Source organism: Micromonospora sp. NPDC049081 (genome assembly GCF_040648835.1).
Classification (GTDB): domain Bacteria; phylum Actinomycetota; class Actinomycetes; order Mycobacteriales; family Micromonosporaceae; genus Micromonospora; species Micromonospora antibiotica.
On record NZ_JBEZEK010000010.1, the window covers coordinates 19,096 to 45,579 of the forward strand.

Genomic DNA, 26,484 nt, shown 5'->3' on the forward strand with positions numbered 1-26,484 from the left:
CGGGCCGCTCCTGGGCCGCACGGTGGTCGGGGTCGCGCCTGCCGGGCCGCGCGGCGGTGTGACGCCGCTTCGTCGACCGGTGCGTGGAAGGGGTGTGGCGGACGCCTTTGACAGCGGAGCGTGAGGTGAGCTGCGCTGATGGGACGACCGGCCGAGACCTCCGACCAGACCGACAGTCACCTCCCAAAGGGGTGGACGACAGCCGGCAGGGGCGGCAGACTGCGGCACGTGGTAGGCGCGGTACGACTGGAACCGGTCGACGAGACGAACCTGGAGTCGTTGCTATCCGTAGCGGCGGCCGAGGCCGAGCCGAGTGATGTCATGCCCCCGGTGGACGCCCCTGCCGGCTGGTCGCACGCTCGTCGGGAGGCGTTCCGGGAGTTCCACCGGGCCAGCTTCGGTGGCCTGGACGGGCCGACCCGCACCCTGATGTTCGCCGTGTGCGTCGGCGGCGAGGTGGTGGGCATGGTGCGGATGGCCCGCTGCGACACCCCCGGGGTGGCGGAGACCGGGATGTGGCTCGGCCGGTCGGCCCGGGGCCAGGGCCTCGGCGCGGCGGCCCTGCGGGAATTGCTCAACGTCGCGGCGGCCGCTGGTATGCACTCGGTCGTCGCGGACACCACCCCGGACAACGGGGGAGCCATCGCGGTGCTGCGCAACTGCGGCGCGCAGCTGCGCGAAAGCGGTGGCAAGGTGTACGCGGAGATCTCGCTCGACGCGACCCCGCCCGCCGCCGGCTGACCCGCTTCCATCGGGAGTACCGTCGGCGCGGGCAGCGGAGCGCTGGTCGCGGGCGAACGCGACGCGGCCGGTGTGCCACACCGGGCGACGACGGAGCGTTTCGATTGCGGCCCATGGTCTTTGTGGCATACGGAATGCGTCAGCCGAAGCGCCGAAGCGCCGGAGGTGCGGTGCGGCGAAGCGTCGGTGCGGCGGTGCGGCGGTGCGGCGGTGCGGCGGTGCGGCGGTGCGGTGAAGCGTCGGTGCGGTGACGCGGCGGTGCGGTGACGCGGCGGTGCGGCCCGCGCGACACCCATGCTTCCCACGATCAGTGATATGCCAGGCTGTCATATTTATGCCGCTCAGGCATACCGCTCATTGCAGGATCTACTTGTCCGCGGCGACACGCCCGAACGGGTGGACCAGACACCCAAGCCGCCAGGCATCACCCGGCCGGCCAGGCTGGCGGCCGGTTGTCCGGCCCCGAGGTCCGCACCTTCCCGCCCGCAGGCCCCGGCGCGGTTCACCCGTGCGAAGCCCGCCGGCCCGGCCCACCGCCCACAGGCCCCCGGCCCGGTTCACCGTGCGAAGCCCGCCGGCCCGGCCCACCACGCCAAACCCGCCGGCCCGGAGCAGGCCCTGTTCAGCCCGCGTGCTTGTCGGCGTAGGCGGCGAGCCAGGCGACCTGCGCCGGGTCCAGGGAGGGGCGGACCCGGTCGCGGGCGGTGGCCACGTGCGCGGCGGTGACCGTGGCGGCGGACAGCGACTCCCGCATCGCGGCCAGCGCCGCCTCCCGCACCAGCGCCGCACAGTCCGCCGCCGAGAATCCGGTCAGCTCCTCGCCGAGCGCCGCCAGGTCCACGTCCTCGGCGAGTGGCACGGCGCGGGACGCGGCCCGGAGGATCTCCGCGCGGGCCGGTCCGTCCGGCGGCGGCACGTACACCAGCCGCTCCAGCCGGCCGGGGCGCAGCAGGGCCGGGTCGACCAGGTCCGGCCGGTTGGTCGCCCCGATCACCACCACGTTGCGTAGCGCCTCCACCCCGTCCAGTTCGGTCAGCAAGGCGGCGACCACCCGGTCGGTCGTACCGCCGTCGGTGGCCTGGCCGCGCACCGGGGCCAGCGCGTCCATCTCGTCGAGGAACACCAGCGTCGGGGCGGCCTCGCGGGCCCGGCGGAACAGCTCCCGGACCGCCCGCTCGCTCTCCCCGACCCACTTGGAGAGCAACTCGGCACCCTTCACCGACAACACGTTCGCCCGGCCGGTCCCGGCCAGGGCGGTCACCAGGTAGGTCTTGCCGCACCCGGGCGGCCCGTAGAGCAGCACCCCCCGGGGTGGTTGCACCCCCAACCGGGCGAAGGTGTCCGGGTAGGTCAACGGCCAGAGCACCGACTCGGTGAGGGTCTGCTTCACCTCACCGAGGCCGCCGACGTCGTCGAGGGTGACCGAGGCCAGTTCCAGCGTGGACGCCGCCATGGTGGTCGGCCGGACCACCTCCAGCGCCGCCGAGAAGTCGGCCATCGCCACCGTCGGTGTCTCGGCGGTCTTCTGCCGCAGCGCCGCCCGCACCCCGGCCTCACGGACCAGCGCGGCCAGGTCGGCGGCGACGAACCCGGGGGTACGCCCGGCCACCTCGTCGAGCCGGACGTCCTCGGCCAGCGGCACCTGCCGGGTCAGTACGGTCAACTGCTCCCGGCGCAACGCCGGGTCGGGCAACGGCACCGTGATCCGCAGCGACAGCAGGTCGGGCGCGCGTAACCCCGGGTCGACCGTCTCCGGGCGGGACGTGGTGCACACCACCGCCGTACCGGACCGGACGGCCCCGGCGAGCACCTGCCGGAACACGGTGGCCAACGGGCCGGCGTCCTCCGCCGGGGCCAGCGCCTCGACGTCGGTGACCAGCAACACGGCCGGGCCGCCGGCGGCCAGGTCGGCGACGGTCTCGCGCAACCGGCGGGCCGCCGCGTCGTTGGTCAGCGCGGCGAGTTCCGGGGCCCACAGCGGGCGGACCCGGGCCCCGACCGTCTTGGCCACCGCCCGGACCAGCGCCGACTTGCCCGATCCGGCCGGCCCGCTGAGCAGCACGCCGAGCGAGACCGTGGTGCCCAGCCGGCCCAGCACCTCACCGTGGTGGAAACCCAGGTCCAGCAGTTCGGTCAGTTCCTCGGCCTGGGCGCGTAACCCGGGCAGCTCGTCCACGTGTGGCACGTCGTCGTCCGCCGCCTCGGTGACGGTGCCGACCGGTGGCCCACCGGCCGTCGGGCCGGTCGGGGTCCCCGCCGCCGAAACGGAGGTCCCCGCCGCCGAAGTGTCGGTGGTCCGGCCGCCGGGCCGGGGACGGTCGGCACCTGCGGTGGCATCCCGGTGTGGTCGGGCCGGGCCGGAGGAGCCGTGCGTGACGTGGCCGTGTTCCCAGCCGACCACGGTGTCCATGGTCACCAGGGCGCCGGTCTCCGGTTCGGCGGCCACCACGGTCAGCAGGGTGCTCGTCCAGGCGTACCCGACGGTGTTGGCGAGGCTGCGCCGGGCGGCCTCGACCAGGCCGCGCACCGAGGCGTCGGGAAGGACGTCCTGGGGCAGCAGGGAGACGTTGTCACCTTCGGTGACGACCTTGCCGAGCAGGGCGAGTCGCAGCATCTCCGGGGACACCGCGGCGACCACCGCCACCGGGCCGGCCAGGGTCACCCGCCGGGCCGTGGTGACCGGGGCGGGCGCGACCGTCACCTGGCCGCCGTCGCGCAGCCCCAGGTTGCCCAGGGTGAGATCGTCGGCATAGAGCAGGGCGGCGCTCGCGGTCGGTTCGGCGGGCGCGACGATCCCGGCGGTCACCCGCCTGCCGGCCAGCCGTACCGGGTCACCCGGGCGCAGCGCCAGAGCGGTCAGCACCTCCGGGTGCAGCCGGACGATGCCGCGTCGGGCGTCCAGCGCGGCCGGGCGCAGACTGGCGGTCAGGGTCAGGTCCGGTTCGGGCATCGCCCGACAGTAGCCGCCCGCCGCCGCGGACGGTCCGCTGGTCAGCCGTCGTGGTCGAGCAACGTCGGGTCGCGACGGATCAGCTCGGCCAGCCGGGCCGCCGGGTCGACACCGGGCATCTCCCGGGCCGGCGTCCAGGCCGTTGGGGTCCGCTCCGCCAGCGGCCAGGCCGGCGGTGCGGTGTTCCGGGGGTCGCTGCCGCCCCGTACCCCGGGCTCCGCCCGCTCGTTGCGGGCACCGGGCTCGGTCCGCTCGTTGCGGGCACCGGGCTCGGTCCGTTCGATCCGCAGCGGGTACGTCCGCCCGGCGTACTCGACCCGCAGCGCCACGGTCAGCCCGGGGTGGGCGGCGACCACCCGACGTACCGCCTCGGCCACCTCCTCGACCGGGTCGGACCCGCCGGCGGCGGGCTCCCCCGACCCGGTCCACCCGGGCCCGGCCCGGACCAGTTCCGCCGGCGCGGCACCGGGACGCCCCGGACCGGCAGGTGGCACCGGGTGCGCTGGTCCGGTCGGTGCCGTCGCCGGGTGCACCGGTTCCGTCGTGGCCCGGCCGGTGGTCGTGAAGGCCAGGGTCGACACGCCGTCGTCGGCCTCCGCGCCCTGGTCGGTCGACCGGCGACGGCGGGCCTCCTCACGGCGTGCCAGCCGGGCCAGTGTCTCGTCCAGACCACCCCTCATGACGTCCCCCTCTCCCGTGGAAACGGCCCCGAGCGCCGATTCGTTCAGACGCCCTTCTCCCGCACCGCCCGGTCCAGTGCCCGGTCCAGGACGACCAGCAGGGCGTCCCGCACCGAGAGCCGGTCCCGGGCGTCGAACTGCACCAGCGGTACGTGGTCACCGATCGCCAGCGCCCACCGGATCGCGCCCAGCTCGTGCGTCAGCCTGCCGTCGAAGGTGTTCACCCCGACCACGAAGGGCAGGCCGGCCCGCTCGAAGAAGTCGATCGCCGGGTAGCAGTCGTCCAGCCGGGAGCTGTCCACCACCACCAGCGCGCCGAGCGCCCCCCGGGCCAGGTCGTCCCACATAAAGCCGAACCGGTCCTGGCCCGGTGTGCCGAACAGGTAGAGCTTCAGGCTCCGGTCGATGGTCACGCAGCCGAAGTCCATCGCCACCGTGGTGGTGGTCTTCGTGCTGCGGGTCCCCGGATCGTCCACGCCGATGCCGGCGCTGGTCATCTCGGCCTCGGTGGTGAGCGGGGCGATCTCGGAGATCGCGCCGACCGTGGTCGTCTTGCCCACCCCGAACCCGCCGGCGATCAGGAGCTTGACCGGGATCGGTGGGGCGGCGGCCGGCCCGGTACGGGTGTCCGGGGCGGGCACGGCCGTCGCCGCCGCCGGTCGGTACGCCGGTGGCGGCGACGGGTGCGGCGGTGCCGTCGGGGGGCCACCCACCGGCTGCCCGTAGCGGGCGGAGGCGCTGTTCGCGGCGAGCCCGCCGAGCGGGGCGACCGGCCATTCAGGAGATCGCACGGAGTCCATCAATCACTCGCAGGATGAGGTCGGGGTCAAATGCGTCGTCGACGGCGCCGACGTGCACGTCGAGGTGGCCGGCGGCCCGCAGGTCACCGACCAGCACCCGGGTCACGCCGAGCTGTAGCCGCATCCGGGCGGAGATCTCGGCCACCGAGATCGGTTCAGCGCACAGGGCGACGATCGCCTGTAGCTCGGGGGCGAGCAGGGCCGACAGCAGCGCCGCCCGGGCCGGCTCGGACCGGGCGGTGACCTGGGTTTCCAGGCCGATGGCCGGGTCCGCGCCGGCCACCCGTCCAGCGGTCAGTACGAACGGGCGGGGGCTGGCCGGTCGGTCGGTCTGCGGTTCGGGGGCGGGGACCGGTGTCGCTGTCCCGTCCCCCGTCGGGGCGCGCAGGTAGGGGCGGACCCGGACCGACGGTTCGGGTTCCGGTTCCGCACCGGCGGCGTCCCGGGTCATTGCTGAACGGCGTTCTTCAGCTCGGCGATGAGTCTCGGTGTCAGCGCCCCGCCGGCCCGGCCGGCGAAGAGCGTCATCTCGTACGCGACGGTGCCCAGGTTGGCCGACCGGTCGGCGATCACGCCGAGTACCGAGCCGCTGCTGATCGCGGTGATCAGCAGGTAACCGTCGGCCATGTCCACGATCACCCGGTTGAGCCCGCCGAGGGCGTACCAGCTGGCGGCACCGCCGGCCAGGCTGGTCATGCCGGAGACGACGGCCGCGAGGCGTTCCGCGTTGGACCGGTCCTTGATCGACGACATGGCCATCAGCAGCCCGTCGGAGGAGACCGCGATGGCCTCCAGGACACCGGCGGTGCTGGAGGTGAACGAGTCCAACAGCCAGTTGAAGGTGCGCGCCTCCGCGCTGAGATCCCCGGCCGGGTGGTTCTGGTAGTCGACGTTCTCATGTACGTGCGGGCTGGTCACCGTGTCGTTCCTTCTTCAGTGCGGTGGTCGGGACGGACTTCGCGTAGAGCCCGGGCGACGCCCGTCTCGAACGCGTTGATGAGATCGCGGACCTCGCCGGGATCTCCCGGATGCTGGCTGGGCGGTTGCCGAGGGGGTGAGATGGCCAGGTTGGCGCCCGGTACCCGTCGGGTCAGGCGGGGTGTCGCCGGCTCGGCTGGGGGTGCGGCGGCGGGCCTTGCCTGTTCGGCCCGCTGCACCCCGGACTGGAACTGCTCGACCAGGGCGCGGGCGGCGGCCGGGTCGGCCCGGGTGCCGTCCACCGGGCCGACGACGGGGGCGGTGTGCGGCAGGCTGGCCCCGGGAACCCGCTGCCGGATCCCGGGCGGCGGGGCGGGGCGGTCCGTGGGGAGCGGGGTGGCCTGCGTGACCGTGGGGAGCAGGGTGGCCTGCGGGACCGTCGTACGGGTCTGGTCGGCGTCTGCCGGGGTCACCGTGGCGGTGCCCCGGACCGGCAGGGTCGCCCCGGCGACGACCGGGTCGGTGTCGGCGGGCGCGGCCGGTTGCGGGTCGGCCGGCACGGTGCCGAACGCGTCCCAGGGGCCGGCGGATTCCATGCTGCGGGTCGCCTTGCTGAGCAGCGTCGGATCGAATCCGGGCAATGCCGTGGGGTCGACCAGTGGCCAGGTCGGCCCCGCCGCCACCAGCGGCCGGGTCGGCTCCGCGTCGACGGGTGGCCGGGTCGGCTCCGCGTCGATCACGGGCCAGGCGGGGGGTGGGGTCGGCCCCGCCGCCACCAGCGGCCGGGTCGGCGTCGTGTCGACCGGTGGCCGGGTCGGCTCCGCGTCGAGCACGGCCGGTGTCCGGCCGGTCCGGGCCGGTCCGTCGACACCGCGCGCGGCGGTGGTCCCGGCCCGGTCCCGCGACGGGAGTACGGCGGGGCCGGCCGTGGTGGGCCGGTCCCGGGAGGACAGGGCGGCGCGGGCGACGGGTTCCCCGTGACGCCCGTTGGTGGCGCGCACCAGGGCGGAACCGGGGAGCACCAGGCTGGCGGTCACCCCACCACCGGCGGTCGGGGTGAGTTCCACCGTCCAGCCGTGCCGGCGGGCCAGCCGACCCACCACGAAGAGCCCGAGCACCTCGGACGGGGCCAGGTCCAGCCGTTCCCGGCGGGTGAACCTGGCGTTCTCCTCGGCCATCCGCTGCTCGCTCATGCCGATGCCCTGGTCGATCACGGCCAACCGGGTACCGTCGTCGGTCGGTTCGGCGGCGACCACGACCCGGGTGTGCGGCGGGGAGAACACGGTGGCGTTCTCCATCAGCTCGGCCAGGGCCAGCACCAGGTCACCGATGATCGCCGGTACGGCGACCACCTCCGGGGGGACCCGCACGTCCACCCGGGTGTAGTCCTCGATCTCACCGAGCGCCAACCGGACCACGTCGGCCACCGGGACCGGTGCGACGTGTGCGTCGTCGCCCGCCGCACCGGAGAGCACCACCAGGCTGCCCGCGTTACGGCGCAGCCGGCTGGAGATGTGGTCGAGCCGGTACAGGTGCTCCAGCCGGCCCGGCTCGGTCTCCTGCTGCTCCAGCCGGTCGATCAGGGCGATCTGCCGGCCGACCAGGTTCTGGGTACGTCGGCCGACGTGACCGAACATCTGGGCCACGTTGCGTCGGCTCGCCACCTGCCGTTCCACCAGCCGGGCGGCGGTGTTCTGCACCCGTTCGAAGGCGCGGGCCAGGTCACCGATCTCGTCGCGGGCACCCACGTCGACCGGGTCGAGGCGGACCGGTGGGACGGTCTCCGACTCGTCGTCGGCGACCCGGACCAGCTCGGACTCGGCGACCCGGGCGACCCGGTCGGCGGAGCGGGTGAGCCGGGTGAGCGGCCGGGCCACCGCCCGGCCGACCGCGATGGTGAGCAGGATGACCGCGATCAGGATGGTCACGATCAGCAGGGTCACCCAGTACGCCCCGGCGAGCGCGACCTGCCGGTCGGCGCGCACCTCGGCGGTGACGTCGGCGGCGAGTTTCTTCTCCACGAACTGGCCCAGGGTGATCATCGAGGAGACGGTGGGGAAGAGGGTCGCCACGTCCAGCGCGCCGATCGCCGTGGCCGGGTCCAGCGCGCTCTGGTTGATGAAGTTCGGGCCGGTGCGGTTGGCGACCGCCACTTCCTCCAGGGTGAGCAGGTCGAGCTGCTCGGGGGTGACCAGGGCCTGGAGCCGGGCGCTCTCGTCGGAGAGGACGGCGAAGTTCGCCACGTAGGCGGTGACGGTCTGGGCGCTGGGCCGGGCGGCGACCAGCACGATCAGGGTGGCGCCGGCGCTGAGGCTCTCACCGGTGCGCAGCAGGCCGTCCAGGGCCAGCACCTGCCGCCCGGTCGGGGTGCGGGTGTCCGCGTTGAGGCGGAGCTGAAGCGAGTTGATCAGGGCGGTGTTCACCGGCCCGTACCCGGCCATGAGCTGGTCCGGGCCGGTCTGCCCGGCCACCGCCGCCGTCCGCAGGGCGGCCAGTTGGCGTACCCCGTCCAGGGCGGTGTCGACCTCTGCCGGCAGGGCGTCGCCGAACTCGGCGCGCAGGTCGGCGATCCGGTCGTCCACCTCGGCGACCTTCTGCACCAGGTCGGTGCGCTCGACCTGCTTGAGCAGCAGGCCGATGGCGAGCAGGCGTTCCTGCTGGAGGTGTTGGAGGATCGTGCCGACCCGGCTGGCGATCCGGACCCGGTCGGCGAGGTCGCCGGCCCGCTGCGCCACGGTGGCCCGGTCCCAGACCACCGGCACCGTGAGCCCGACCATGCAGAGCAGGGGGACGATCAGCAGCAGGGCCAGCTTGCCCCGGATCCGGAGCCTACCGAGCAGCATCGAAGGGCCTCCACCGGTCGGGTTCGGAGCTCTGGCCCACCGGCTGGAGCACCGGCACCGGTCCGGCCGGTGGCCGACCGGACCGCGTCGGCGGCTCCCACCGGGTGGCGGCGGTGGTTTCGGCCGGGTCGCCGGGTGCGGTGTCCCGGCCGGGCGGGGTGCCGGTGCGGCGCGGCAGCCAACCGCTCGCGCCGAGCGCCGCCAGGAGCAGCACGGCCACCCCGCCGGCGGCGAGGATCAGCAGGTCGTCGCGGTCGAGTTGGTCGATGCGCTGGCGGAGGAGCCGGTCCAGTTCGTCGAGGATGACCGGCTGGAGTTCCCGGGCAGCGGTCTGCGCCTGGCTCCGGGCAGCGGTGAGTTTCGTCAGGTCGACCGCTTGCGTACGGCTGTCGGGCTGGGACAGCGCCGCCAACGCCTCGACCGCCCGCTGGTAGTTGTCGAACGGGGTGAGCACGTCCGCGCCGATGCCGGCGCTCTCCGAGGTCTCCACCACCGTCTGGAGGTCGTCGACCAGGTCGCCCGCCGGTTGCAGGGCGGCGAACCGGAGGGTCGCCAGTTGGCCCAGGGAACGGGCCTGTTCGGCGGCGGGTCGTTGCGGCATCAGCACGGCCAGGTCGACGAGCCGGCCGGCGGCGACCACTGCTTCCGGCATCTCCTCGCCGACGCCGTCCTGGAGGAAGTACGAGTCGGAGCCGGGGTCCCGGATCAGGCCGGAGGTCTCCCGGATCTTGCCGTGCAGGGCCAACAGCAGATCGGTGACCTCGCCGTACGCGGTGAAGGCGACCTCCGGGTCGGTGAGTGACCGGCTCGGCAGTCCCTCCAGTTTGGCCCGCAGCCCGGCCCACCGCTCGGTGCTGCGCAGCTCGCCGCCGATGCGGGTGTCGACCGCCGCGGCTGCCTCCACCGCCCGGTCCAGGGCGTCGCGGGGCACCGACCGGCCGGCGACGGCGGCGGTCTGCGCGTTGACCAGCGCCTCGGTGACCGGGCCGAGGACGCGCAGGTACTCGACGCCGAGGCGCTCCCGTTCGGCCAGCTCCCGGTCGGCGTCCACCAACTGGTGGCCCCGTACGACGAGGAACGCCACCGGCAGCAGCAGCGCGGTGGCGAGTAGCAACGGCAACAGGCGGCCCGGTGTCCTGGGCCGTCGACGGACCCGCGAGGCGGGAACGGTCATGGTGGTCTCCTCCGGCGGCGGCGCAGGGGGTCGGGGATGGCGTGGAACTTCGGTCCCGTGCGTCGGACCGGAACCTAATCGAAGGGCGATCCCTGGCCGGAGGTCTGCACCGGTCAGTTTTGCGTCACTTCGAGTGATGTGACGCGACATCAACCTTCCCGACACGCTCCGTACTGTTGTCGGAGTGACATGCTCGTTTCCATTGTGATATAGCGCATTAAGCGTGAATTCACGGAGTCCGAACTCGTTCTGGGTGAACGCCGGGTGACCTTGTGCGTTTGACCTGTCCGGCCGACGATTGGCCGACCAGGACGGACGTACGGCGGATCTCAGCCAACGCTCAGGTTCCGGGCCGTACCGTGAGCCGAATGAAATCGCCGCTGTCGGCTGCCCGGCTCCGCCGTGCCCTGCCCACCGGCCGCTGCGCGGTCGCCGCGTCGGTGGGCGTCGTCCTGCTGGCGGGGGTCGTCGGCTGGGCGGTCTGGCCGGACCGGCCGGATTTCCGCACCGAGTCGACCGCGCTCACCGTGCGCTCCGGGCCCGGCGGCGACGAGCCCGTCGACCTGGACACCACGTTCTACCTGCCGAGCGGCGCGTCGGCTGACCGGAAGGTCCCGGCCGTGCTGCTGGCGCACGGCTTCGGCGGTACGAAGGACTCCGTCCGCGCCGACGCCGAGGACCTGGTGGGGCAGGGCTACGCGGTGCTGACCTGGACGGCGCGGGGCTTCGGCCGCAGCGGCGGGCAGATCCACCTGGACAGCCCCGACTACGAGGTGCGCGACGCCCAGCGGCTGCTGGACTGGCTGGCCGCCCGCCCCGAGGTGCGTACCGACGCCGCCGGTGACCCCCGGGTCGGGGTGGTCGGCGGCTCGTACGGCGGCGGACTGGCCCTGCTGCTGGCCGCGCAGGACCACCGGGTCGACGCGATCGTCCCCATGATCACCTGGAACGACCTGTCCCGCGCCTTCCTGCCGGAGAACACCGGCAAGCCGGCCACCGAGGGCGTGTTCAAGAAGGGCTGGGCCGGCATCTTCTTCGGCGGTGGCGGCAGCGCCGGTTCCGGGCCGGCCGGCCTGTCCGGCAACACCGCCGCCGCCCAGCCGGAAGGGGCACCCGCGTCGGCCGGTGCGCCCAGTCCCCGGCCCGGTGGCGGACCGGGCAGCGGATCGTCGCGCGCCCCGGGGGCCGCCGCCGACCCGTCCTGTGGCCGGTTCGCCGCCGACGTCTGCGCCGCGTACCTGCGGATCGCCACCACCGGGCGGGCCGACCAGGCGGCGGTGGACCTGCTCCGGCGTTCCTCCCCGGCCGACGTGCTGGGCCGGATCAAGGCCCCCGCCCTGCTGGTGCAGGGCGAGGCGGACACCCTCTTCCCGCTCACCGAGGCGGACGCCAACGCGCGCGGCATCGCCGCCGCCGGCACCCCCGTGCGGGTGGCCTGGTTCACCGGCGGCCACGACGGCGGCACCGGCCCGACCAGCGACTCCGACCGGGTGAAGTACCTGACCGTGCAGTGGCTGGACCACTACGTCAAGGGCACCGGCGCGGCCCCCGGCGACGACTTCACGTTCTCCCGGATCGCCGGTTTCGACGCCCTCGACCGGGGCCTCGTCGCCACCGGCTACCGCACCGCCGACTATCCCGGGGTGACCGGGGACGCCCGACGCGAGGTGCCGGTCACCGGGCCGGCCCAACCGGTCGCCAACCCGCCCAACGGCAACCCGGCGGCGATCTCGGCGATCCCGTTCGCCGGGTCGCTCGGCTCCCTGCTCGACGGGGTCGCCGGCGACGTACCCGGCCAGCACGCCCGGTTCGAGTCGACACCGCTGACCGAGGCGGTGGACGTGGTGGGTGCACCCACCGTCACCGTCCGGGCCGCGTCGGCGACCGGCGAGGCGGTCCTGTTCGCCAAGCTCTACGACGTCGACCCGGCCGGCGCGGCGACGCTGCCCGACGGGCTGGTCGCCCCGATCCGGTTGACCGGCCTGCCGGCCACCATCGACGCCGCGCAGCCGGTCCAGGTGACCCTGCCGGCGATCGTCCGCCGGGTCGAGGCCGGGCACCGGCTGCGGGTGGTGCTCGCCACCGCCGACCAGGCGTACACCACACCTGCCGAGCCGGCCGTCTACACGGTGGCGGTCGACGGGGCGGTGAGCCTGCCGACGGTCACCGCCACCCCGATCCCGACCACCGCCACGGTGTGGCGCTGGGTGCTGGTCGGCCTGCTGGCCGCGATCCTGATCGGGCTCGTCGTGGTCGTCGCCGTGGTCCGCCGTCGGCACCGCCGCCAGGACGACTCCGTCCATCCCGAGTACGCGGGCATCCCGCTCGCCGTCCGTGACCTGCGCAAGGAGTACGCGGACGGGTTCGTCGCGGTGTCCCGGGTGGACTTCGAGGTGCACCCCGGCCAGGTGATGGGGCTGCTCGGCCCGAACGGCGCCGGCAAGACCACCACCCTGCGGGTGCTGATGGGGTTGACCCAGCCGACCGCCGGGGAGATCTACGTCTTCGGACACCGGCTGGTGCCCGGCTCGCCGGTGCTGTCGCGGATCGGCGCGCTGGTGGAGGGGCCCGGCTTCCTGCCGCACCTGTCCGGCCTGGACAACCTGAAGGCGTACTGGCGGGCCACCGGCCGGCCGTGGGCCGACGCGCACTTCGACGAGGCGTTGGAGATCGCCGGCCTGGGTGACTCGGTGCACCGGCGGACCAAGAACTACAGCCACGGGATGCGGCAGCGGTTGGCCATCGCGCAGGCCATGCTGGGCCTGCCGGAGCTGCTGGTGCTCGACGAGCCGACCGACGGGCTGGACCCGCCGCAGATCGCCGAGATGCGCCGGGTCCTCCAGCGGTACGCCACCGACGGCCGGGCGGTGCTGGTCTCCAGTCACCTGCTGGCCGAGGTGGAGCAGACCTGCACGCACGCGGTGGTGGTCAACAAGGGCCGGATCGTCGCCTCGGGCCCGGTGGAGGAGATCGTCGGCGAGTCGCCGAGCACCCTGTTCGAGGTGACCGACCAGGCCGCCGCGCGGGCGGTGCTGAGCCGCCTCGACGGGGTCCGGGTGCTCGGCGCCGATGACGGCGGGGATGTTCCGCCGGGTGCGGGTGCGGGTGCGGGTGCGGGTGCGGGTGCGGTGGCCGGTGTCGGCACGGGGCCAGGTGACGGCGCTGCCGGTGCGGCGTCCGGCGCTGGTGACGGCGCTGCGGCGGGTGCTGGTGCCGCTGGTGGCGGTGCGGGTGGTGGGCTGGTGGTGGACACCAACGGGACCGCGCGCAGCGAGGTGGTGGCCGAGCTGGTCCGGGCCGGGATCGGGGTGGACCGGGTGGTGCCACGGCGTCGCCTGGAGGACGCGTTCCTCGCCCTGGTGGGCGAGAACTCTCGGGGAAGCGGTGACCGGTGATGGCAGGTTCTGCGGCGGGTTCGGCGTCGGGCCGGGGCCCGGACGGCGGCAGCGCCTCTGTCGGCGGGGCGTCGGGCGGCGGGACGGCAGGCGGCGGGGTCGCCGTCGGCGGGGCGTCGGGCGGGGCCGGGCGGGGATCGTTCGGGCCGGGTGGGGCGGCGGTCGGGTACCGGCCGGGGGCGACCCTGCCGTTCGGGGCGGAGTTCCGCCGGCAGGCGTCGCGGCGGCGTACCCAGTTGGCGCTCGGGTTCATGGTGCTGCTGCCGTTGATCATTCTGGTGGCGTTCCAGTTCGAGTCCGGGGACGACGACGGCAGCGGGCGCGGCGAGTTCTCCAGCCTCGCCGACCTGGCCACCTCGGGCGGGCTCAACTTCACCCTCTTCTCGATCCTGGTGTCGGCGTCGTTCCTGCTGGTCGTGGTGGTGGCGCTGTTCTGCGGTGACACGGTGGCCAGCGAGGCGAGCTGGGGCAGCCTGCGCTACCTGCTGGCGGTGCCGGTGCCCCGGGCCCGACTGTTGACGGTGAAGCTGCTGGTGGCGCTGGCGTACTCCGGGCTGGCCCTGCTGTTGTTGGCCGGCACGGCCCTGCTCGCCGGCACCCTGCGCTACGGCTGGTCGCCGCTGACCAGCCAGGTCGCCGCCGAGCTGACCCCGACCGAGGGGCTGGTACGGCTGCTGGCGGTGCTCGGCTACCTGGCGGTGGTCCTGCTGGTGGTGGCCGGGCTGGCGTTTCTGCTGTCGGTGGTCACCGACGCCGCGCTGGGCGCGGTCGGCGGCGCGGTACTGCTGTGGATCCTGTCCAGCATCCTGGATCAGATCACCGCGCTGGGGGCGCTGCGGGACTTCCTGCCGACCCACTACAGCAGCGCCTGGCTGGGCCTGCTGTCCACCCCGATGCAGACCGACGACGTGGTCCGGGGTGCGATCTCGGCGATCAGCTACGCCACCCTGTTCTGGGGGCTGGCCTTCTGGCGCTTCACCCGCAAGGACGTCACGAGTTGACCCGGCAGCCGCCCGATCGGCTGGCGAACGGGCCCGATGTTGCGTGGTCGCTGCCGGCCGGACCCGCCCTGCACCACCAGCACGTCTCCGCGCACACCCGCACACCCGCACACCCGCCCGCCCGCACGCCCGCCCGCCCGCCCGCACGCACGCACGCCGCACGCCGCACGATCGTGCTCGATCCAGGATGTAGTGGTCTCCCGGCGATGCGATGCCACTACATCGTGGATCGAGCACGATCTTGAGCAGTGCATCGCGAGCGCGATCTTGCGCCTACCCCGTCTCCTTGGCAACGGCAACGGCGGCGGTATTTGGCGGGGGTGGCGCGTTCAGGGGGTCAGTCGGCGGTGGGGAGGGAGACGGTGACCACCAGGCCGCCGTCGGGGCGGGGGACGGCCCGCACCGTTCCGCCGTGCGCCCGCGCCACCGCCCGGACGATGGACAGCCCCAGGCCGAAGCCCCGCTGACCGGCGACCCGTTCCCGGTTGAGCCGGCGGAACGGCAGGAACATCGTCTCGATCTCGTACCCGGGCACCACCGGCCCGCTGTTGCTGACGGTCAGGGTGGCCCGACCGTCGACCATGGCCGTGGCGACCGAGAGCCAGCCGTCGGTGTCGACGTTGTGCCTGACGGCGTTCTCCACCAGGTTCTGGGTGAGCCGTTCCAGCAGGACCGGGTCGCCGGCCGTCCGCGCCGGGGCCAGTTCGCGGGTGACGGCGAGCGTGGTGGACCGGCCGGTCTGTTCCGCGACGTGACCGGCGACCTCGGCGAGGTCCACCTCGGTGTGTTCGGCCAGCGCGTTCTCCGAGTCGGCGAGGGTGAGCAGCCCGTCGATCAGTCGTTCGTGGCGTTCGTTGACGGCCAGCAGGGTCTCGCCGAGCTGTCGTAGCTCGGGCGGGGCGTCCGGGCGGGTGATCGCCAACTCGACCAGGGACCGGTTGATCGCCAACGGGGTACGCAGCTCGTGGGAGGCGTTGGCGACGAAGCGCCGCTGCCCGTCGAAGGACCGGTCGAGGCGTTCGAGCATCAGGTCGAAGGTGTCGGCCAGCTCCTTCACCTCGTCGGTCGGCCCGGCCAGGGCGATCCGTTCGTGTAGTCCCCGGCCGGCCCCGTCGGCTCCGGCGATGCGGCGGGCGGTGCCGGTGATCTGCTGCAACGGCTGCAACGCCCGGCCGGCGACCAGCCAACCGAACGCGACCGCGGCGATGGTCACCACGGCCAGGGCCACTCCGCCCTGGGTGAGCAGCGAGTCGAGGGCGTCCCGGCGGGCGTCGTCCTGCACCTGGCGGACGATGGCGCGCAGGTGTTCGGCCTGGTTGGCGTTGATCTGGGTGCCCTGGGGCAGCGAGATCGACTCCTTGCCACCGGTCCCGCGCAGGTTGAACCCGAGACCGTGGGCGAGCCGCTGGTCCACCAGCACGTACGTCACGGCGAGCAGTACCGTGCCGGCGAGCAGGAACAGGCCGCCGTAGATGAGGGTCAGCCTGGCCCGGATGGTCGGTTTCCTCATCGGATCTGGTATCCCACCCCGGGCACCGTCTCGATGACGGGCGGGTCGCCGAGCTTGCGCCGCAGCTTCATCACGGTGACCCGCAGCACGTTGGTCATCGGGTCGATGTGCTCGTCCCAGGCCCGTTCGAGGAGGTCCTCGGCGGAGACCACCGCGCCGTCGGCGCGTAGCAGCTCGGCCAGCACGCCGAACTCCTTGCGGGACAGCGGCACGAAGTTCCCGTCCCGGGTGACCTGCAACCGGGACGGGTCGAGGACGATCCCGGCCCGGGTCAGCTGCGGTGGGGCGGCGGGGCGGGTGCGTCGGGTCAACGCGTGCACCCGGGCGCTCAGCTCGACGAACGCGAACGGTTTGGTGAGGTAGTCGTCGGCGCCGATGGCCAGGCCGGCGACCCGTTCCCGGACGGCGGCGGCGGCGGTCAGCATCAGGATCCGGGTGTCCCGTTCGGCACTGACCAGGGCGCGGCAGACGTCGTCGCCGTGCACGACCGGCAGGTCCCGGTCGAGCACGACCACGTCGTACCCGTTGACGCCGATGCGTTCCAGGGCGGCGTCGCCGTCGTAGGCGACGTCGACCGCGAACGACTCCCGGCGGAGCCATTCGGCGATCGCGTCCGCGAGCAGTTTCTCGTCCTCGCACACCAGTACGCGCACCGTTCCATCCTCGCCTATGCCGGGATAACCACCGCGTTAACGTTGCCGTTTACGCCCTGGATACCGCCTCAGGAGTTGAGTTATCCCTAATGCCGGCTGTCTGCCGGTCGGAAGGGAGACCAACGATGCGACGAAATCAGCTGAGCCTGCTCCTGGCCCTGCCCGTGGTGGCGGTCCTCGCCCTGAGCGGCTGTCAGTCCGATGCCGCCGACGACTCCGGGGTGGCCAGCGCCGGTGGTGGGGGCGCGGAGCCCTCGCTCTCCGCCGCCGCGGCGATGAGCGACGAGGAACGCCAGCTCAAGTTCACCACGTGTCTGCGGGAACAGGGGCTCGACGTGCCGGACCCGCAGCCGGGGCAGAAGGGGCCCCGGTTCAACGGCGGGTCGGACGTGGACCCGGCCAAGGTGCAGTCGGCGCTGCAGCAGTGCCGCGAGTTCGCCCCCAACGGCGGGCAGCCCCGGCAGCTCGACGCGGGCCAGGTCGAGCAGGTCCGCAAGCTGGCCCGGTGCATGCGGGAGAACGGTGTGCCGAACTTCCCGGACCCGGCCGCCGACGGGCGCATCCAGCCCGGTCGGGCCGACATCGACCTGAAGGACCCGGCGGTGCGGACCGCGTTCGACAAGTGCCGGGAGACCGTGCCCAACCTCGGTGAACGTCGGGGGACGTCATGACCGGCGCATCCCGATCGGCTGACCCGTCCGTCACCGGCCCGGCTGCCGTCGGCCCGGCTGCCGCTGACCCGTCCCTCGCCGGCCCGTCCGCGGCAGGTCCGTCCCGCACCGAACTGCCCGGCGGCCCGCTCTCCGGCCAGCCCAGCGGGCCGTCCGCCGGGTCTCCGGGCGGACCGTCCCCCGCCTCCGACCCGCCCTCCGACCCGCCCTCCGACCCGCCCTCCGACCCGCCCTCCGACCCGCCCTCCGACCCGCCCTCCGGGCCGCCCGGAGGGCCGGCTGCGTCTCCGGTCCGGCGGCGACGCCCGCGACCGGTGTTCCTGCTCGGGGCGGCGGGGCTGCTCGTGGTGGCGGTGGCGGCAACGGCGGTCACCTTCGCCAGTGACGGCCACGCCGACCGTGCGACGTCGTCCGACCGCAGGCCGCCGTCGTCCGCCAAGGTCACCCGGCAGACCCTGGTCGACCGGGAGACCAAGAACGGCGAGCTGGGGTACGGCACCCCGCGCGCCCGGGACAGCCGGCTGAGCGGGACGGTCACCTGGCTCGCCGAGGGCGGTGCGACGGTCAAGCGGGGTAAGACGCTCTACCGGATCGACGACGAACCGGTGGTGCTGCTCTACGGTGGCCTGCCCGCGTACCGGGTGCTGCGTTCCGGGGTCAGCGGCACCGACGTCAAACAGTTCGAGCAGAACCTCGCCGCGCTCGGGCACGACGGTTTCACCGTCGACGAGGACTTCACCTCGGCGACCGCCGACGCGGTCCGGGACTGGCAGGAGGACCTGGGCCTGCCGGAGACCGGGCAGGTCGAGCCGGGCCGGATCGTCTACGCCCCCGGCGAGGTCCGGGTGGACAGCCACGGCGTGGAGGTGGGCGACACCGTCGGTGCGGGCAAGGTGGTCCTCTCGACCACCGGTACCACCCGCCTGGTCACCTGCACCCTCGACGTGGAGGACCAGCGGTTGGCCCGCAAGGGCGCGGAGGTGACCATCACGCTGCCCGACGGCACCCGCAGCACCGGCAAGGTCGACACGGTCGAGACGGTGGTGCAGACCTCGGCGGCCACGACGGGCAAGGACGCGGAGACCGACACCAAGATCGAGGTGACCGTCACCGGGGACGACGCCAAGGCGTTGGCCGGCTACGACAAGGCGGCGGTGGACGTCGGCCTCGTCGCCTCGGAACGCGCCGACGTGCTCACCGTGCCGGTCGCGGCACTGCTCACCCTGGCCGAGGGCGGCTACGGGCTGGAGGTGGTCGAGGAGGGTGGTACCCGGATCGTCGCGGTGCGTACGGGCCTGTTCGCCGACGGCCGGGTGGAGGTCTCCGGCGACGCGGTCACCGAGGGGCTGACCGTGGGGATGCCCGGTGACTGAGCCGCCCCGGGCCGACCACCCCGACCACGTGGTCGAGCTGCGTGACGTGACGAAACGCTACGGCGACACGGTCGCCGCCCTCGGTGGGGTGTCGATGAGCGTCGACCGGGGGGCCCTGGTGGCCATCGTCGGCCCGTCCGGCTCGGGGAAGTCCACCATGCTCAACGTGATCGGCACCCTGGACCGGCCCACCTCGGGCGCGGTCCACATCGACGGGTACGACGCCGCCCGGTTGTCCGACCGGGAGTTGTCCGCGCTGCGGGCCAGCCGGATCGGCTTCGTGTTCCAGCAGTTCCACCTGGCTGCCGGCGTACCCCTGGTGGAGAACGTGGCGGACGGCCTGCTCTATGCCGGGGTGCCCCGGCGGGAGCGGCGGCGGCGGGCGGAGGCGGCGCTGCGACGGGTCGGCCTGGGACACCGGCTGGACCACCGGCCGCACCAGCTCTCCGGCGGGGAGCGGCAGCGGGCGGCGATCGCCCGTGCGGTGGTCGGTGAACCGCCGCTGCTGCTGGCCGACGAGCCGACGGGCAACCTCGACTCCAGCTCCGGCGCGGGGGTGATGGAGCTGCTGCACGAGCTGCACGCGGCCGGTACCACCATCGTGGTGATCACCCATGACCGGGAGATCGCGGCGAGCCTGCCCCGGCAGGTGCAGATGCGCGACGGGCTGATCGTGGCGGACTCCGCCGCCCTGACCGAGGGGGTGCTGCGATGACCACCACGCCGCTGCGGTCGACGGGCGCGGCCCGGCGAAGCGGTGCGGGGCGACCGGAGCGGCTGCGACCGGCCCGGATGAGCCCGCAGGACGTGCTGCGGGTCGGTGGCGTGGGGCTGCGGACCCGGCCGCTGCGGGCGTTCCTGTCCGCCCTGGGCATCGCCATCGGCATCGCCGCGATGATCAGCGTGGTCGGCATCTCCTCGTCGTCCCGGGCCGACCTGGACCGGACGCTGGCCGCCCTGGGCACCAACCTGCTCACCGTCGCGCCGGGGAGCACCCTCTTCGGTGCGGACGCCCAGTTGCCGGTCGAGGCGGTCGGCATGATCAGCCGGATCGGCCCGGTACGCCAGGTGTCGGCGACCGCCCAACTGGCCGACATGCCGGTCTACCGGTCGGACCGGATCCCGGCGGCGCAGACCGGTGGCCTCGGCACCCAGGCGGTGGAGCTGGACCTGCTCGACACCGTCGGCGCTTCACTGGCCAGCGGGACCTGGCTCAACGAGGCCACCGGGAGGTATCCGGCCACGGTGCTCGGGTCGGTGGCCGCGGAGCGGCTCGGCCTCGGCGCGGCCGGGCCGGACATCCGGGTCTACCTCGACGGGCGCTGGTTCACCGTGATCGGCATCCTGCGACCGGTCCCGCTCGCCCCGGAACTCGACTCGTCGGCCCTGGTCGGTTGGTCGGCCGCGACCACCTACCTGGGCCTGGACGGGCACCCGACCCGGATCTACACCCGCTCGGCCGAGCAGCACGTCGAGGCGGTCCGGGCGGTGCTGGCGGCGACGGCCAACCCGGAGCAGTCCAACGAGATCCAGGTTTCCCGGCCGTCCGATGCGCTCGCCGCCCAGCAGGCCACCGACGAGGCGTTCACCGGTCTGCTGCTCGGGCTGGGTGCGGTGGCGTTGCTGGTCGGCGGGGTGGGGGTGGCCAACACCATGGTCATCTCGGTGATCGAACGGCGGGCCGAGATCGGGTTGCGGCGGTCGCTGGGTGCCACCCGGGGGCAGATCCGCACCCAGTTCCTCGCCGAGTCGCTGCTGTTGTCCGCCCTGGGTGGGCTGGGCGGGGTGCTGCTCGGTGGCCTGGTCACCACCGGTTACGCCGGTTCACAGGGGTGGCCGACGGTGGTGCCGCTGTGGGTGGTGGCCGGCGGCATCGGGGCGACGATCGGCATCGGTGCGTTGGCGGGGCTCTACCCGGCGATCCGGGCCAGCCGGCTGGCCCCCACCGAGGCTCTCGCCACCCCCTGACCGCCCCGCCCGACGGGTGGCCCGGCGGCCGGTGGGGGACCTCACCGGCCGCCGGACCACGATCAGCCGGGCCGGCTCAACGCCGGCTCACCCGGATCAGTTCCCAGCCGCCCTTCGGGACGCCGGGCGTCGGGTCGGTGCGCAGGTTCATCGGGTTCGCCATCCCGAGGTAGAGCGTGGAGCCGTCCACCACCATGGTGCGGACACCCTGGTTGAGCGGGTTGCCGAAGCCGCCGGTGTCGACGGCGCGGGCCGGCCGGCCGGGCGCGTCGAACGACCAGAGGTCCGCCCCGAAGGTCGGCGGGCTGGGCGCCGTGCCGGCCGGGGGCGTCGGCATCTCACCTTCCAGCGAGATGTAGGCGAAGTCCATGGTGCCGACGTAGAGCCGGCCGCCGGCCACCGCCATCTTCCAGGCGTACAGGTTGAACGGGTCGCCGAAGCCGGAGCCGCCGTAGACCGGGGTCGCCCCGGTCGGGGCCGGGGCCCACGCGCCGACGCCGTTGTTCGCGGTCGGGTCGTACGCCGGCAGCGTCGACTCGCCGTAGAGCGTCTCGATCCGTTCGTGTGCGCCACCGAGGTCCTGGCCGCGGAAGACGGCGAACGCCCGCTGGGTGTTCTGCACGGTGGCCTGGAGCTGCGCCTGACTGCGCGGCGGGTACACCGACAGGTGCAGGGCGGTCGCCTGCAACGGCACGTGCATGGTCCCCCAGTGCAGCCGGCCGCCGTAGGAGGCGAGACCACCGAGGGCGTACGCCCGGCGGACCACCGGGTCGGGCTCGTAGTCGGCGGCGGACCAGACCTGCGCCCAGTTGCCGGCGTCCTCCGGGTTGAGTCCGGGTGCGCCGGCCGCCAGCGGCGGGCTCATCCAGATGCCGGCCAGGTCGGCCGGGTCGGTGTCGTCAACGGCACCGGTGCCCGCCGCCGGGGTGGTGCCGACGGCGCGCGGTGCCTGCTCGCCCACGTCGGAGTACGACGGGCCGACCGGGGGCGGCGTCGGGAGGATGCCGGCTGCGGCGCGTTCGGCCGCCGAGCCGTCGACGATCGCCTTGGGCCAGGTCGAGACGTAGAGCCGCCCCTGGTGCTCGGTGAGGTCGGCGACCTGGGTGGGCAGGTCGGCGACCTCGGTGAAGGCGAACGGGTCGGTGCGGTCGCCGGTCCAGCGCAGCACCCGGCCGGCCTCGCCGCCGTTGGCGCCCAGCCCGACCCCGGCGTAGAGCACGCCGCCGGCCACCACCCAGTGCCGGATGTTCTCGTACGCGGTGAGGTTGGTCGAGCCGAGGTAACGGCCGGTGACGGTGTCGAAGGCGAACACGTTCACCCCGCCGACCACGCTGGGGCCACCGAGCAGTACGACGCCCTGGTGGGCGGCGGCGCTACGCAGGCCGGCGGTGGTGTTCAGCAGGTTCGCGTCCGCCGGGGAGGCGGACGTGATGTCGGCGGTGCGTTCGGTGAGCCGTTCGGTGGCGAGGTCGTAGGTGTAGACCTCGGGGGTGCGGTGGTCGCCGAGGGTGGCGGGCAGGGCGGGGTTGCCCCGGGCCGGTTGGCTCTGACCGAACTCGCAGACGTAGTCCTCGTTGAGGATCGGTTCGCGGACCTGGTAGCCCTCGGGCTTCAGGCAGAGCACGTTCGCCCCGGTGCCGAACCAGAGTCGGCGGCCGGCCTGGGCGAGCCCCCAGACGTACGACTGGTTGACCTTGGGCTGTCCCACGGTGCAGGGCGGCCCGGGTGGATAGTCGACGCCGACGCCGGCAAAACACTCGTCAGCGGCTGCCTTGGCGAGCAGTCGTACCGTTTCGGGGCGAATGTCGGCGTGGGCCGGAGTGGCGAGCAGGGGCAGCAGGATCAGGGTGGCAAATGCGGGCAGCAGTCGTCCCGGTAGGGGTGGTCGACGTCGCACGGTGGTCCTTTCCGTAAACGACCGGTCGGGCTGGCGATAGCCGGGACGGGTGGGCTGGATCGCTCTCGACCAGGGGATATGGGTAATCGGCGGTGCACCCGGAGGGGTGGTGCAGGTTGCCGCATCGCGTCGGTCGACGGGAATGGCAAATTGCCGGCGCGAGGTTACGGGCCGGCTCGGTGGGGTGGTTTTGGCGGGTGATTCCGAGGGTGGTTGTCGCAGTTCCGGGGGCAACGTGGTGCCGAGGCTAACGTATTACGCAGCCCGTTATCACCGGAAAAATTGTTAAGGATTTTTGAACTGGCGGCCGTGCCGGCTACTGCCGTGAGTCGATGTCGAAGCGCGGCGCGGGGTGTCGGGACCGGGCCTCGTGAAAATTGCTGACGGGTGGGGCGTTCCGGGTGTCGCGGGTAAACCGCGCCAACCGCCTGCTGTCGTCTGAAGTTGGCGCGCAGTGCGGGCACCTCGCGCTGGCGGCGGTGTCGGGGCCGGTCCCCTCGCCGCTGGTCGGGTGGGCCGGGCCCGGTCGGGGTTCCCCGGTGACCTCCCGGTGGCTTCCCGCGCGAATTGCGTGCATATTCATTTTCCATAAACGCGGCGTATGAAATTCGTGACAGTTAATTCATAGTTAACAATCATTACATTCTGGCCGCTCCGGCTCGCGGCGGGGAGGTGGTCGGGGTCGACCGGTGGTGGTGGTCGCGGGCGCGTGGGCCCGGCGTCACTCCCGACGAGACGTAGGGGTGACGCCGGGACGTCGGGGTGGGGTAATGTCTCGCGCCGAGACCTTCCCAGTAACAAAGAATTTATCGATTTAACTGCTTCGATGCCTCATCATGAGGGGACGTAATCCCTTCCATGGAGGTTCCCATGAACGTGTCTCGGCTCGGCGGGCCGACCCTCTCGCTGTACCGCATCGTCATCGGCCTGCTGTTCATGCTGCACGGCCTGTCCTCGGTCTTCGGGTTGTTCGGCGGCAACCCCGTGACCGGCAAGGCTGTCCCGGTCGGTGCCTGGCCCGGCTGGTGGGCCGCACTGATCCAGCTCGTCTGCGGCGCGCTGGTGCTGGCCGGGCTCTTCACCCGGCCCGCCGCGCTCCTCGCGTCCGGCTCGATGGCGTACGCCTACTTCGTGGTGCACCAGCCGGAAGGGCTGCTGCCGCTGCGCAACGGAGGCGAGCTGTCGGCGCTCTTCTGCTGGTCGTTCCTGCTGATCGCGGTGCTCGGCCCGGGCTCCTGGGCGCTGGACACGCTGCTCGCCCGCCGCAGCGCCGACGCCCCGTCGGCACCGGTAACGGAGCGAAGCTCGGTGCCGGCCTGACGTACTGACCGGCGTCGCCGGAGCCGCAACGAGGCGGCTCCGGCGACGCGTGCGGTCAGGGGTTGTACGGCGCGTCGGTGTGACTCACCTCGGCGAGGGTGCTGCCGGAGAGCTTGTAGACCGACGTCCGCTTGATGTCCAGCTCGGCCATGCCCCGGCTGGGGCTGCGGGTCAGCCAGACCACGGTGGCCTTGCGCCCGGCCACGCTGATCGAGACGACCGGGGTCCGGTCGCCGAGGTCGGTCAGCGCGCGGAACACCGGCAGGCCACCGCTGTTGCGCCACGCCGCGAGCGTGTAGAAGGTGCCGCTGCCCCCGGTCTTGATCGCCACCGCGCCCACCGCGTCCTCCGCGCCGTCGCCGTCGAGGTCACCGATGCCGCAGGGCTTCTGGAGCGTCACGGTGGCCCCGTCCTCGCCCGACCACTGCCCCCCGGCCAGCGGCAGGTAGTCCGGGTAGCCGTTGTAGGGCGTCTTGCTGCTGCCGAGCCGGGCCTCCGCCAGATGGGCGCAGGTCAACGGTGCCTTGACCGGCGCGGCGGCGGTGGTGGTCGGGGCGGCGGCCGGCGGGGTGGTGGGGGTGGCCTTCTTCACCTCCGGCGAGGGAGCCCCGCTGGTGGGAGTCGCCTCGGGCGAGACCTGACTCAGCACCGAGGCGGTGGAGGGCCCGGTGGACGGGCCGACGGTGGACGCGGCCTCGTCCGTCCCGCCCTGCTCACCCCCGCAGGCGGCGGTCAGTAGGCAGACCATGGTGAGGGTCGCAAGGCTCGACGGGATCCGTCGCATGGGCGGGGGGTCCTCTCTCGACGTCAGGTCTCCCGCACCGTACTGATCGATGGCAATGTCGGTCATCGGCTCGTCGGCCGGCCCCCTACCGGCCTGTCGGAGCGCCGTCAGGGGCCGACCGGAGGGCCGGTGCGCGGATCCGCACAAGGGCGTACTGAGCTGGAAACTTGCCCGAAACATCAATGGCTTCCGGTGCGGCCGGCGCACGCCCCGCCGGCAGGTGGTTCACACCGTGGGAAGCAGACTGGGCGATGGCGGCGAAGCTGCCTAGACTCGACGGCACAACTGCATACCTCATCCAGAGGGGCTGAGGGATACGGCCCGACGACGCCCCGGCAACCACCCCGCGCGCTCATCGCTGAGCGTCCCGCGGGGCAGGTGCCAATTCCGTCCCCGCCGCAGGGTGCGATGCGGGGAAAGATGAGAGGAATCCGCCATGACGTCGACGCTCGCCGCCCCCGGTATCGACACCACCGCCAGCCCGGCCCGCGCCCTGGTCTGCCGCGCCTGCTCCGCCCGCTACCCGCTCGCCGCGCAGCACGCCTGTTACGAGTGTTTCGGCCCGCTGGAGGTCGACTACGACACCGCCGCACTGGCCGCCGTCACCCGGGAGCAGATCGAGGCCGGCCCGCAGAACATCTGGCGGTACGCCGCCCTCCTGCCCGCCGGCCAGGACCCGGCCACCCGGGTCACCCTCGACCCGGGGCTCACCCCGCTGGTGGCGGCCCCGAACCTCGCCGCCGAACTCGGCATCAGCGCGCCGCTGTGGGTCAAGGACGACAGCGCCAACCCGACCCACTCGTTCAAGGACCGGGTCGTCTCGGTGGCGCTGACCGCCGCGAAGGCGCTCGGCTTCACCCGGTTCGCCTGCGCCTCGACCGGCAACCTGGCCAACTCGGTGGCCGCCCACGCGGCCCGCGCCGGAGCGCCCTCGGTGGTCTTCATCCCGGGTGACCTGGAGCAGGGCAAGGTGATCACCACCGCCGTCTACGGCGGCGACCTGGTCGCCATCGACGGCTCGTACGACGACGTGAACCGGCTCTGCGGGGAGCTGGTGGAGACCGACGAGTTCGAGGACACCGCGTTCGTCAACGTCAACGTCCGGCCCTATTACGCCGAGGGCTCCAAGACCCTCGGGTACGAGGTGGCCGAGCAGCTCGGCTGGCGTATCCCGGCCCAGGTGGTCGTCCCGATGGCCTCGGGCGAGCTGCTCACCAAGATCGACAAGGCGTTCTCCGAGCTGGTCGAGATCGGGCTGGTCGAGGCGCCCGCCGGGGGTTGGAAGGTGTTCGGCGCCCAGTCGGCCGGCTGCAACCCGATCGCCGCCGCCCTGCACGCCGACACCGACACCATCACCCCGGTCCGGCCGACCGGCATCGCCAAGTCGCTCAACATCGGCGACCCGGCCGCCGGCCTGTACGCCCTGGAGGCGGTGCGGCGGACCGGCGGCTGGATGGAGTACGTCGACGACGAGGAGATCCGCGCCGGCATCCGGTTGCTGGCCCGCACCACCGGGGTCTTCGCCGAGACGGCCGGCGGGGTGACCGTTGCGGTGCTGCGCAAGCTCGTCGAGTCCGGCCGGCTCGACCCGACCGCCGAGACGGTCGTGTTCAACACCGGCGAGGGCCTGAAGACCATCGACGCGGTCGCCGGCCAGGTCGGCCCCACCCACCGGATCAAGCCGTCCCTGCGGGCCGCCCGCGACGCCGGCCTCCTCTCCTGATCCCCGGGCGAGTTGATCTCCGGGTGACCGGAATTTCGCGGTGAGTGGCGAAAACCCGCCGGGAAGGACTTGACGGCAGGAAC

The 26,484-nt window shown here is 73.4% G+C and carries 19 protein-coding genes, 1 pseudogene and 1 riboswitch; of the genes and pseudogenes, 9 read left to right on the top strand and 11 right to left on the bottom strand.

Translation table 11 applies throughout. From position 1 onward, the window contains the following. The first annotated feature begins 228 nt into the window (after positions 1-228). Positions 229-741, top strand: coding sequence for a GNAT family N-acetyltransferase (locus AB0B63_RS16515; RefSeq protein ID WP_208567931.1), 513 nt, complete (start codon positions 229-231; stop codon positions 739-741). Between the two features lie 622 nt (positions 742-1,363). Here AB0B63_RS16515 and AB0B63_RS16520 read toward each other — a convergent pair. From AB0B63_RS16520 to AB0B63_RS16550, 7 genes are read right to left on the bottom strand one after another with little or no spacing between them, the layout of a single operon-like run. Then, on the bottom strand, positions 1,364-3,691 hold the full coding sequence (locus AB0B63_RS16520; RefSeq protein WP_357019235.1) for an AAA family ATPase: 2,328 nt from the start codon (positions 3,689-3,691) through the stop codon (positions 1,364-1,366). Between the two features lie 41 nt (positions 3,692-3,732). Continuing rightward, on the bottom strand, positions 3,733-4,371 hold the full coding sequence (locus AB0B63_RS16525; RefSeq protein ID WP_357019238.1) for a hypothetical protein: 639 nt from the start codon (positions 4,369-4,371) through the stop codon (positions 3,733-3,735). Between the two features lie 44 nt (positions 4,372-4,415). Further along, the gene (locus tag AB0B63_RS16530) at positions 4,416-5,171 is read right to left on the bottom strand and encodes an ATP/GTP-binding protein (protein ID WP_208567833.1); all 756 of its coding nucleotides are present in this window, start codon (positions 5,169-5,171) and stop codon (positions 4,416-4,418) included. Next, positions 5,149-5,622 (bottom strand): DUF742 domain-containing protein, encoded by a 474-nt coding sequence (locus tag AB0B63_RS16535; RefSeq protein WP_208567834.1) that lies wholly within the window; start codon positions 5,620-5,622, stop codon positions 5,149-5,151. Before AB0B63_RS16535 ends, AB0B63_RS16530 begins: the two co-directional genes overlap by 23 nt. Further along, a complete protein-coding gene (locus AB0B63_RS16540; protein WP_208567835.1) occupies positions 5,619-6,089 on the bottom strand; it encodes a roadblock/LC7 domain-containing protein in 471 nt (156 codons plus the stop codon). The genes AB0B63_RS16535 and AB0B63_RS16540 overlap by 4 nt, the downstream gene beginning before the upstream one ends. Beyond that, positions 6,086-8,932, bottom strand: a complete 2,847-nt coding sequence (locus AB0B63_RS16545) for a nitrate- and nitrite sensing domain-containing protein (protein ID WP_357019243.1) — start codon at positions 8,930-8,932, stop codon at positions 6,086-6,088. Before AB0B63_RS16545 ends, AB0B63_RS16540 begins: the two co-directional genes overlap by 4 nt. After that, positions 8,919-10,106, bottom strand: coding sequence for a hypothetical protein (locus AB0B63_RS16550; protein WP_357019246.1), 1,188 nt, complete (start codon positions 10,104-10,106; stop codon positions 8,919-8,921). The genes AB0B63_RS16545 and AB0B63_RS16550 overlap by 14 nt, the downstream gene beginning before the upstream one ends. Positions 10,107-10,474: 368 nt before the next feature. Between AB0B63_RS16550 and AB0B63_RS16555 the strand changes: the two are divergent. After that, positions 10,475-13,168, top strand: a pseudogene (locus tag AB0B63_RS16555) (alpha/beta fold hydrolase); the annotation flags it as partial. Positions 13,169-13,500: 332 nt separating this feature from the next. Continuing rightward, positions 13,501-14,502, top strand: a complete 1,002-nt coding sequence (locus AB0B63_RS16560) for an ABC transporter permease subunit (protein ID WP_357019249.1) — start codon at positions 13,501-13,503, stop codon at positions 14,500-14,502. Between the two features lie 337 nt (positions 14,503-14,839). Here the strand turns inward: AB0B63_RS16560 and AB0B63_RS16565 are convergent, their stop codons facing one another. Then, positions 14,840-16,012, bottom strand: coding sequence for a HAMP domain-containing sensor histidine kinase (locus tag AB0B63_RS16565; RefSeq protein ID WP_357019252.1), 1,173 nt, complete (start codon positions 16,010-16,012; stop codon positions 14,840-14,842). Beyond that, positions 16,009-16,665, bottom strand: a complete 657-nt coding sequence (locus tag AB0B63_RS16570; RefSeq protein WP_208567840.1) for a response regulator transcription factor — start codon at positions 16,663-16,665, stop codon at positions 16,009-16,011. The genes AB0B63_RS16565 and AB0B63_RS16570 overlap by 4 nt, the downstream gene beginning before the upstream one ends. A 125-nt stretch (positions 16,666-16,790) precedes the next feature. On the opposite strand from AB0B63_RS16570, the gene AB0B63_RS16575 reads away from it, so the two are divergent. The 4 genes from AB0B63_RS16575 (at position 16,791) to AB0B63_RS16590 (ending at position 20,677) form a co-directional block, all read left to right on the top strand. Beyond that, positions 16,791-17,336: a hypothetical protein gene (locus tag AB0B63_RS16575; RefSeq protein WP_208567841.1), complete on the top strand. Its 546-nt coding sequence runs from the start codon at positions 16,791-16,793 to the stop codon at positions 17,334-17,336. Between the two features lie 314 nt (positions 17,337-17,650). Beyond that, positions 17,651-18,709 carry a peptidoglycan-binding protein gene (locus AB0B63_RS16580; protein ID WP_208567842.1) on the top strand — a complete coding sequence of 353 codons (1,059 nt, stop codon included), beginning with the start codon at positions 17,651-17,653 and terminating at the stop codon, positions 18,707-18,709. A 28-nt stretch (positions 18,710-18,737) separates the two neighbouring features. After that, positions 18,738-19,424 carry an ABC transporter ATP-binding protein gene (locus AB0B63_RS16585; RefSeq protein WP_208567932.1) on the top strand — a complete coding sequence of 229 codons (687 nt, stop codon included), beginning with the start codon at positions 18,738-18,740 and terminating at the stop codon, positions 19,422-19,424. Positions 19,425-19,501: 77 nt separating this feature from the next. Continuing rightward, the gene (locus AB0B63_RS16590; protein WP_357019593.1) at positions 19,502-20,677 is read left to right on the top strand and encodes an FtsX-like permease family protein; all 1,176 of its coding nucleotides are present in this window, start codon (positions 19,502-19,504) and stop codon (positions 20,675-20,677) included. Between the two features lie 76 nt (positions 20,678-20,753). On the opposite strand, the gene AB0B63_RS16595 is transcribed toward AB0B63_RS16590, so the two are convergent. Beyond that, positions 20,754-22,574: a hypothetical protein gene (locus AB0B63_RS16595; protein WP_357019257.1), complete on the bottom strand. Its 1,821-nt coding sequence runs from the start codon at positions 22,572-22,574 to the stop codon at positions 20,754-20,756. Between the two features lie 870 nt (positions 22,575-23,444). On the opposite strand from AB0B63_RS16595, the gene AB0B63_RS16600 reads away from it, so the two are divergent. Next, complete coding sequence (locus tag AB0B63_RS16600; protein ID WP_208567843.1) at positions 23,445-23,894, top strand: DoxX family protein; 450 nt, start codon at positions 23,445-23,447, stop codon at positions 23,892-23,894. Between the two features lie 55 nt (positions 23,895-23,949). Here AB0B63_RS16600 and AB0B63_RS16605 read toward each other — a convergent pair whose 3' ends face one another. After that, a complete protein-coding gene (locus AB0B63_RS16605) occupies positions 23,950-24,678 on the bottom strand; it encodes a hypothetical protein (RefSeq protein ID WP_357019261.1) in 729 nt (242 codons plus the stop codon). 291 nt (positions 24,679-24,969) lie between these two features. Beyond that, positions 24,970-25,105, top strand: a riboswitch (SAM riboswitch). A 9-nt stretch (positions 25,106-25,114) separates the two neighbouring features. Here AB0B63_RS16605 and thrC point away from each other — a divergent pair. Continuing rightward, on the top strand, positions 25,115-26,401 hold the full coding sequence (thrC, locus tag AB0B63_RS16610) for a threonine synthase (RefSeq protein WP_208567845.1): 1,287 nt from the start codon (positions 25,115-25,117) through the stop codon (positions 26,399-26,401). Positions 26,402-26,484 lie beyond the last annotated feature (83 nt).

What these genes read in the sequence shown, in the direction of transcription:
- AB0B63_RS16530 (WP_208567833.1), bottom strand. Translation starts at nt 5,171, where the DNA reads ATGGACTCCGTGCGATCTCCTGAATGGCCGGTCGCCCCGCTCGGCGGG.
- AB0B63_RS16520 (WP_357019235.1), bottom strand. Translation starts at nt 3,691, where the DNA reads ATGCCCGAACCGGACCTGACCCTGACCGCCAGTCTGCGCCCGGCCGCG.
- AB0B63_RS16545 (WP_357019243.1), bottom strand. Translation starts at nt 8,932, where the DNA reads ATGCTGCTCGGTAGGCTCCGGATCCGGGGCAAGCTGGCCCTGCTGCTG.
- AB0B63_RS16605 (WP_357019261.1), bottom strand. Translation starts at nt 24,678, where the DNA reads ATGCGACGGATCCCGTCGAGCCTTGCGACCCTCACCATGGTCTGCCTA.
- AB0B63_RS16575 (WP_208567841.1), top strand. Translation starts at nt 16,791, where the DNA reads ATGCGACGAAATCAGCTGAGCCTGCTCCTGGCCCTGCCCGTGGTGGCG.
- AB0B63_RS16590 (WP_357019593.1), top strand. Translation starts at nt 19,502, where the DNA reads ATGAGCCCGCAGGACGTGCTGCGGGTCGGTGGCGTGGGGCTGCGGACC.
- AB0B63_RS16535 (WP_208567834.1), bottom strand. Translation starts at nt 5,622, where the DNA reads ATGACCCGGGACGCCGCCGGTGCGGAACCGGAACCCGAACCGTCGGTC.
- thrC (WP_208567845.1), top strand. Translation starts at nt 25,115, where the DNA reads ATGACGTCGACGCTCGCCGCCCCCGGTATCGACACCACCGCCAGCCCG.
- AB0B63_RS16565 (WP_357019252.1), bottom strand. Translation starts at nt 16,012, where the DNA reads ATGAGGAAACCGACCATCCGGGCCAGGCTGACCCTCATCTACGGCGGC.
- AB0B63_RS16560 (WP_357019249.1), top strand. Translation starts at nt 13,501, where the DNA reads ATGGCAGGTTCTGCGGCGGGTTCGGCGTCGGGCCGGGGCCCGGACGGC.
- AB0B63_RS16550 (WP_357019246.1), bottom strand. Translation starts at nt 10,106, where the DNA reads ATGACCGTTCCCGCCTCGCGGGTCCGTCGACGGCCCAGGACACCGGGC.
- AB0B63_RS16600 (WP_208567843.1), top strand. Translation starts at nt 23,445, where the DNA reads ATGAACGTGTCTCGGCTCGGCGGGCCGACCCTCTCGCTGTACCGCATC.
- AB0B63_RS16525 (WP_357019238.1), bottom strand. Translation starts at nt 4,371, where the DNA reads ATGAGGGGTGGTCTGGACGAGACACTGGCCCGGCTGGCACGCCGTGAG.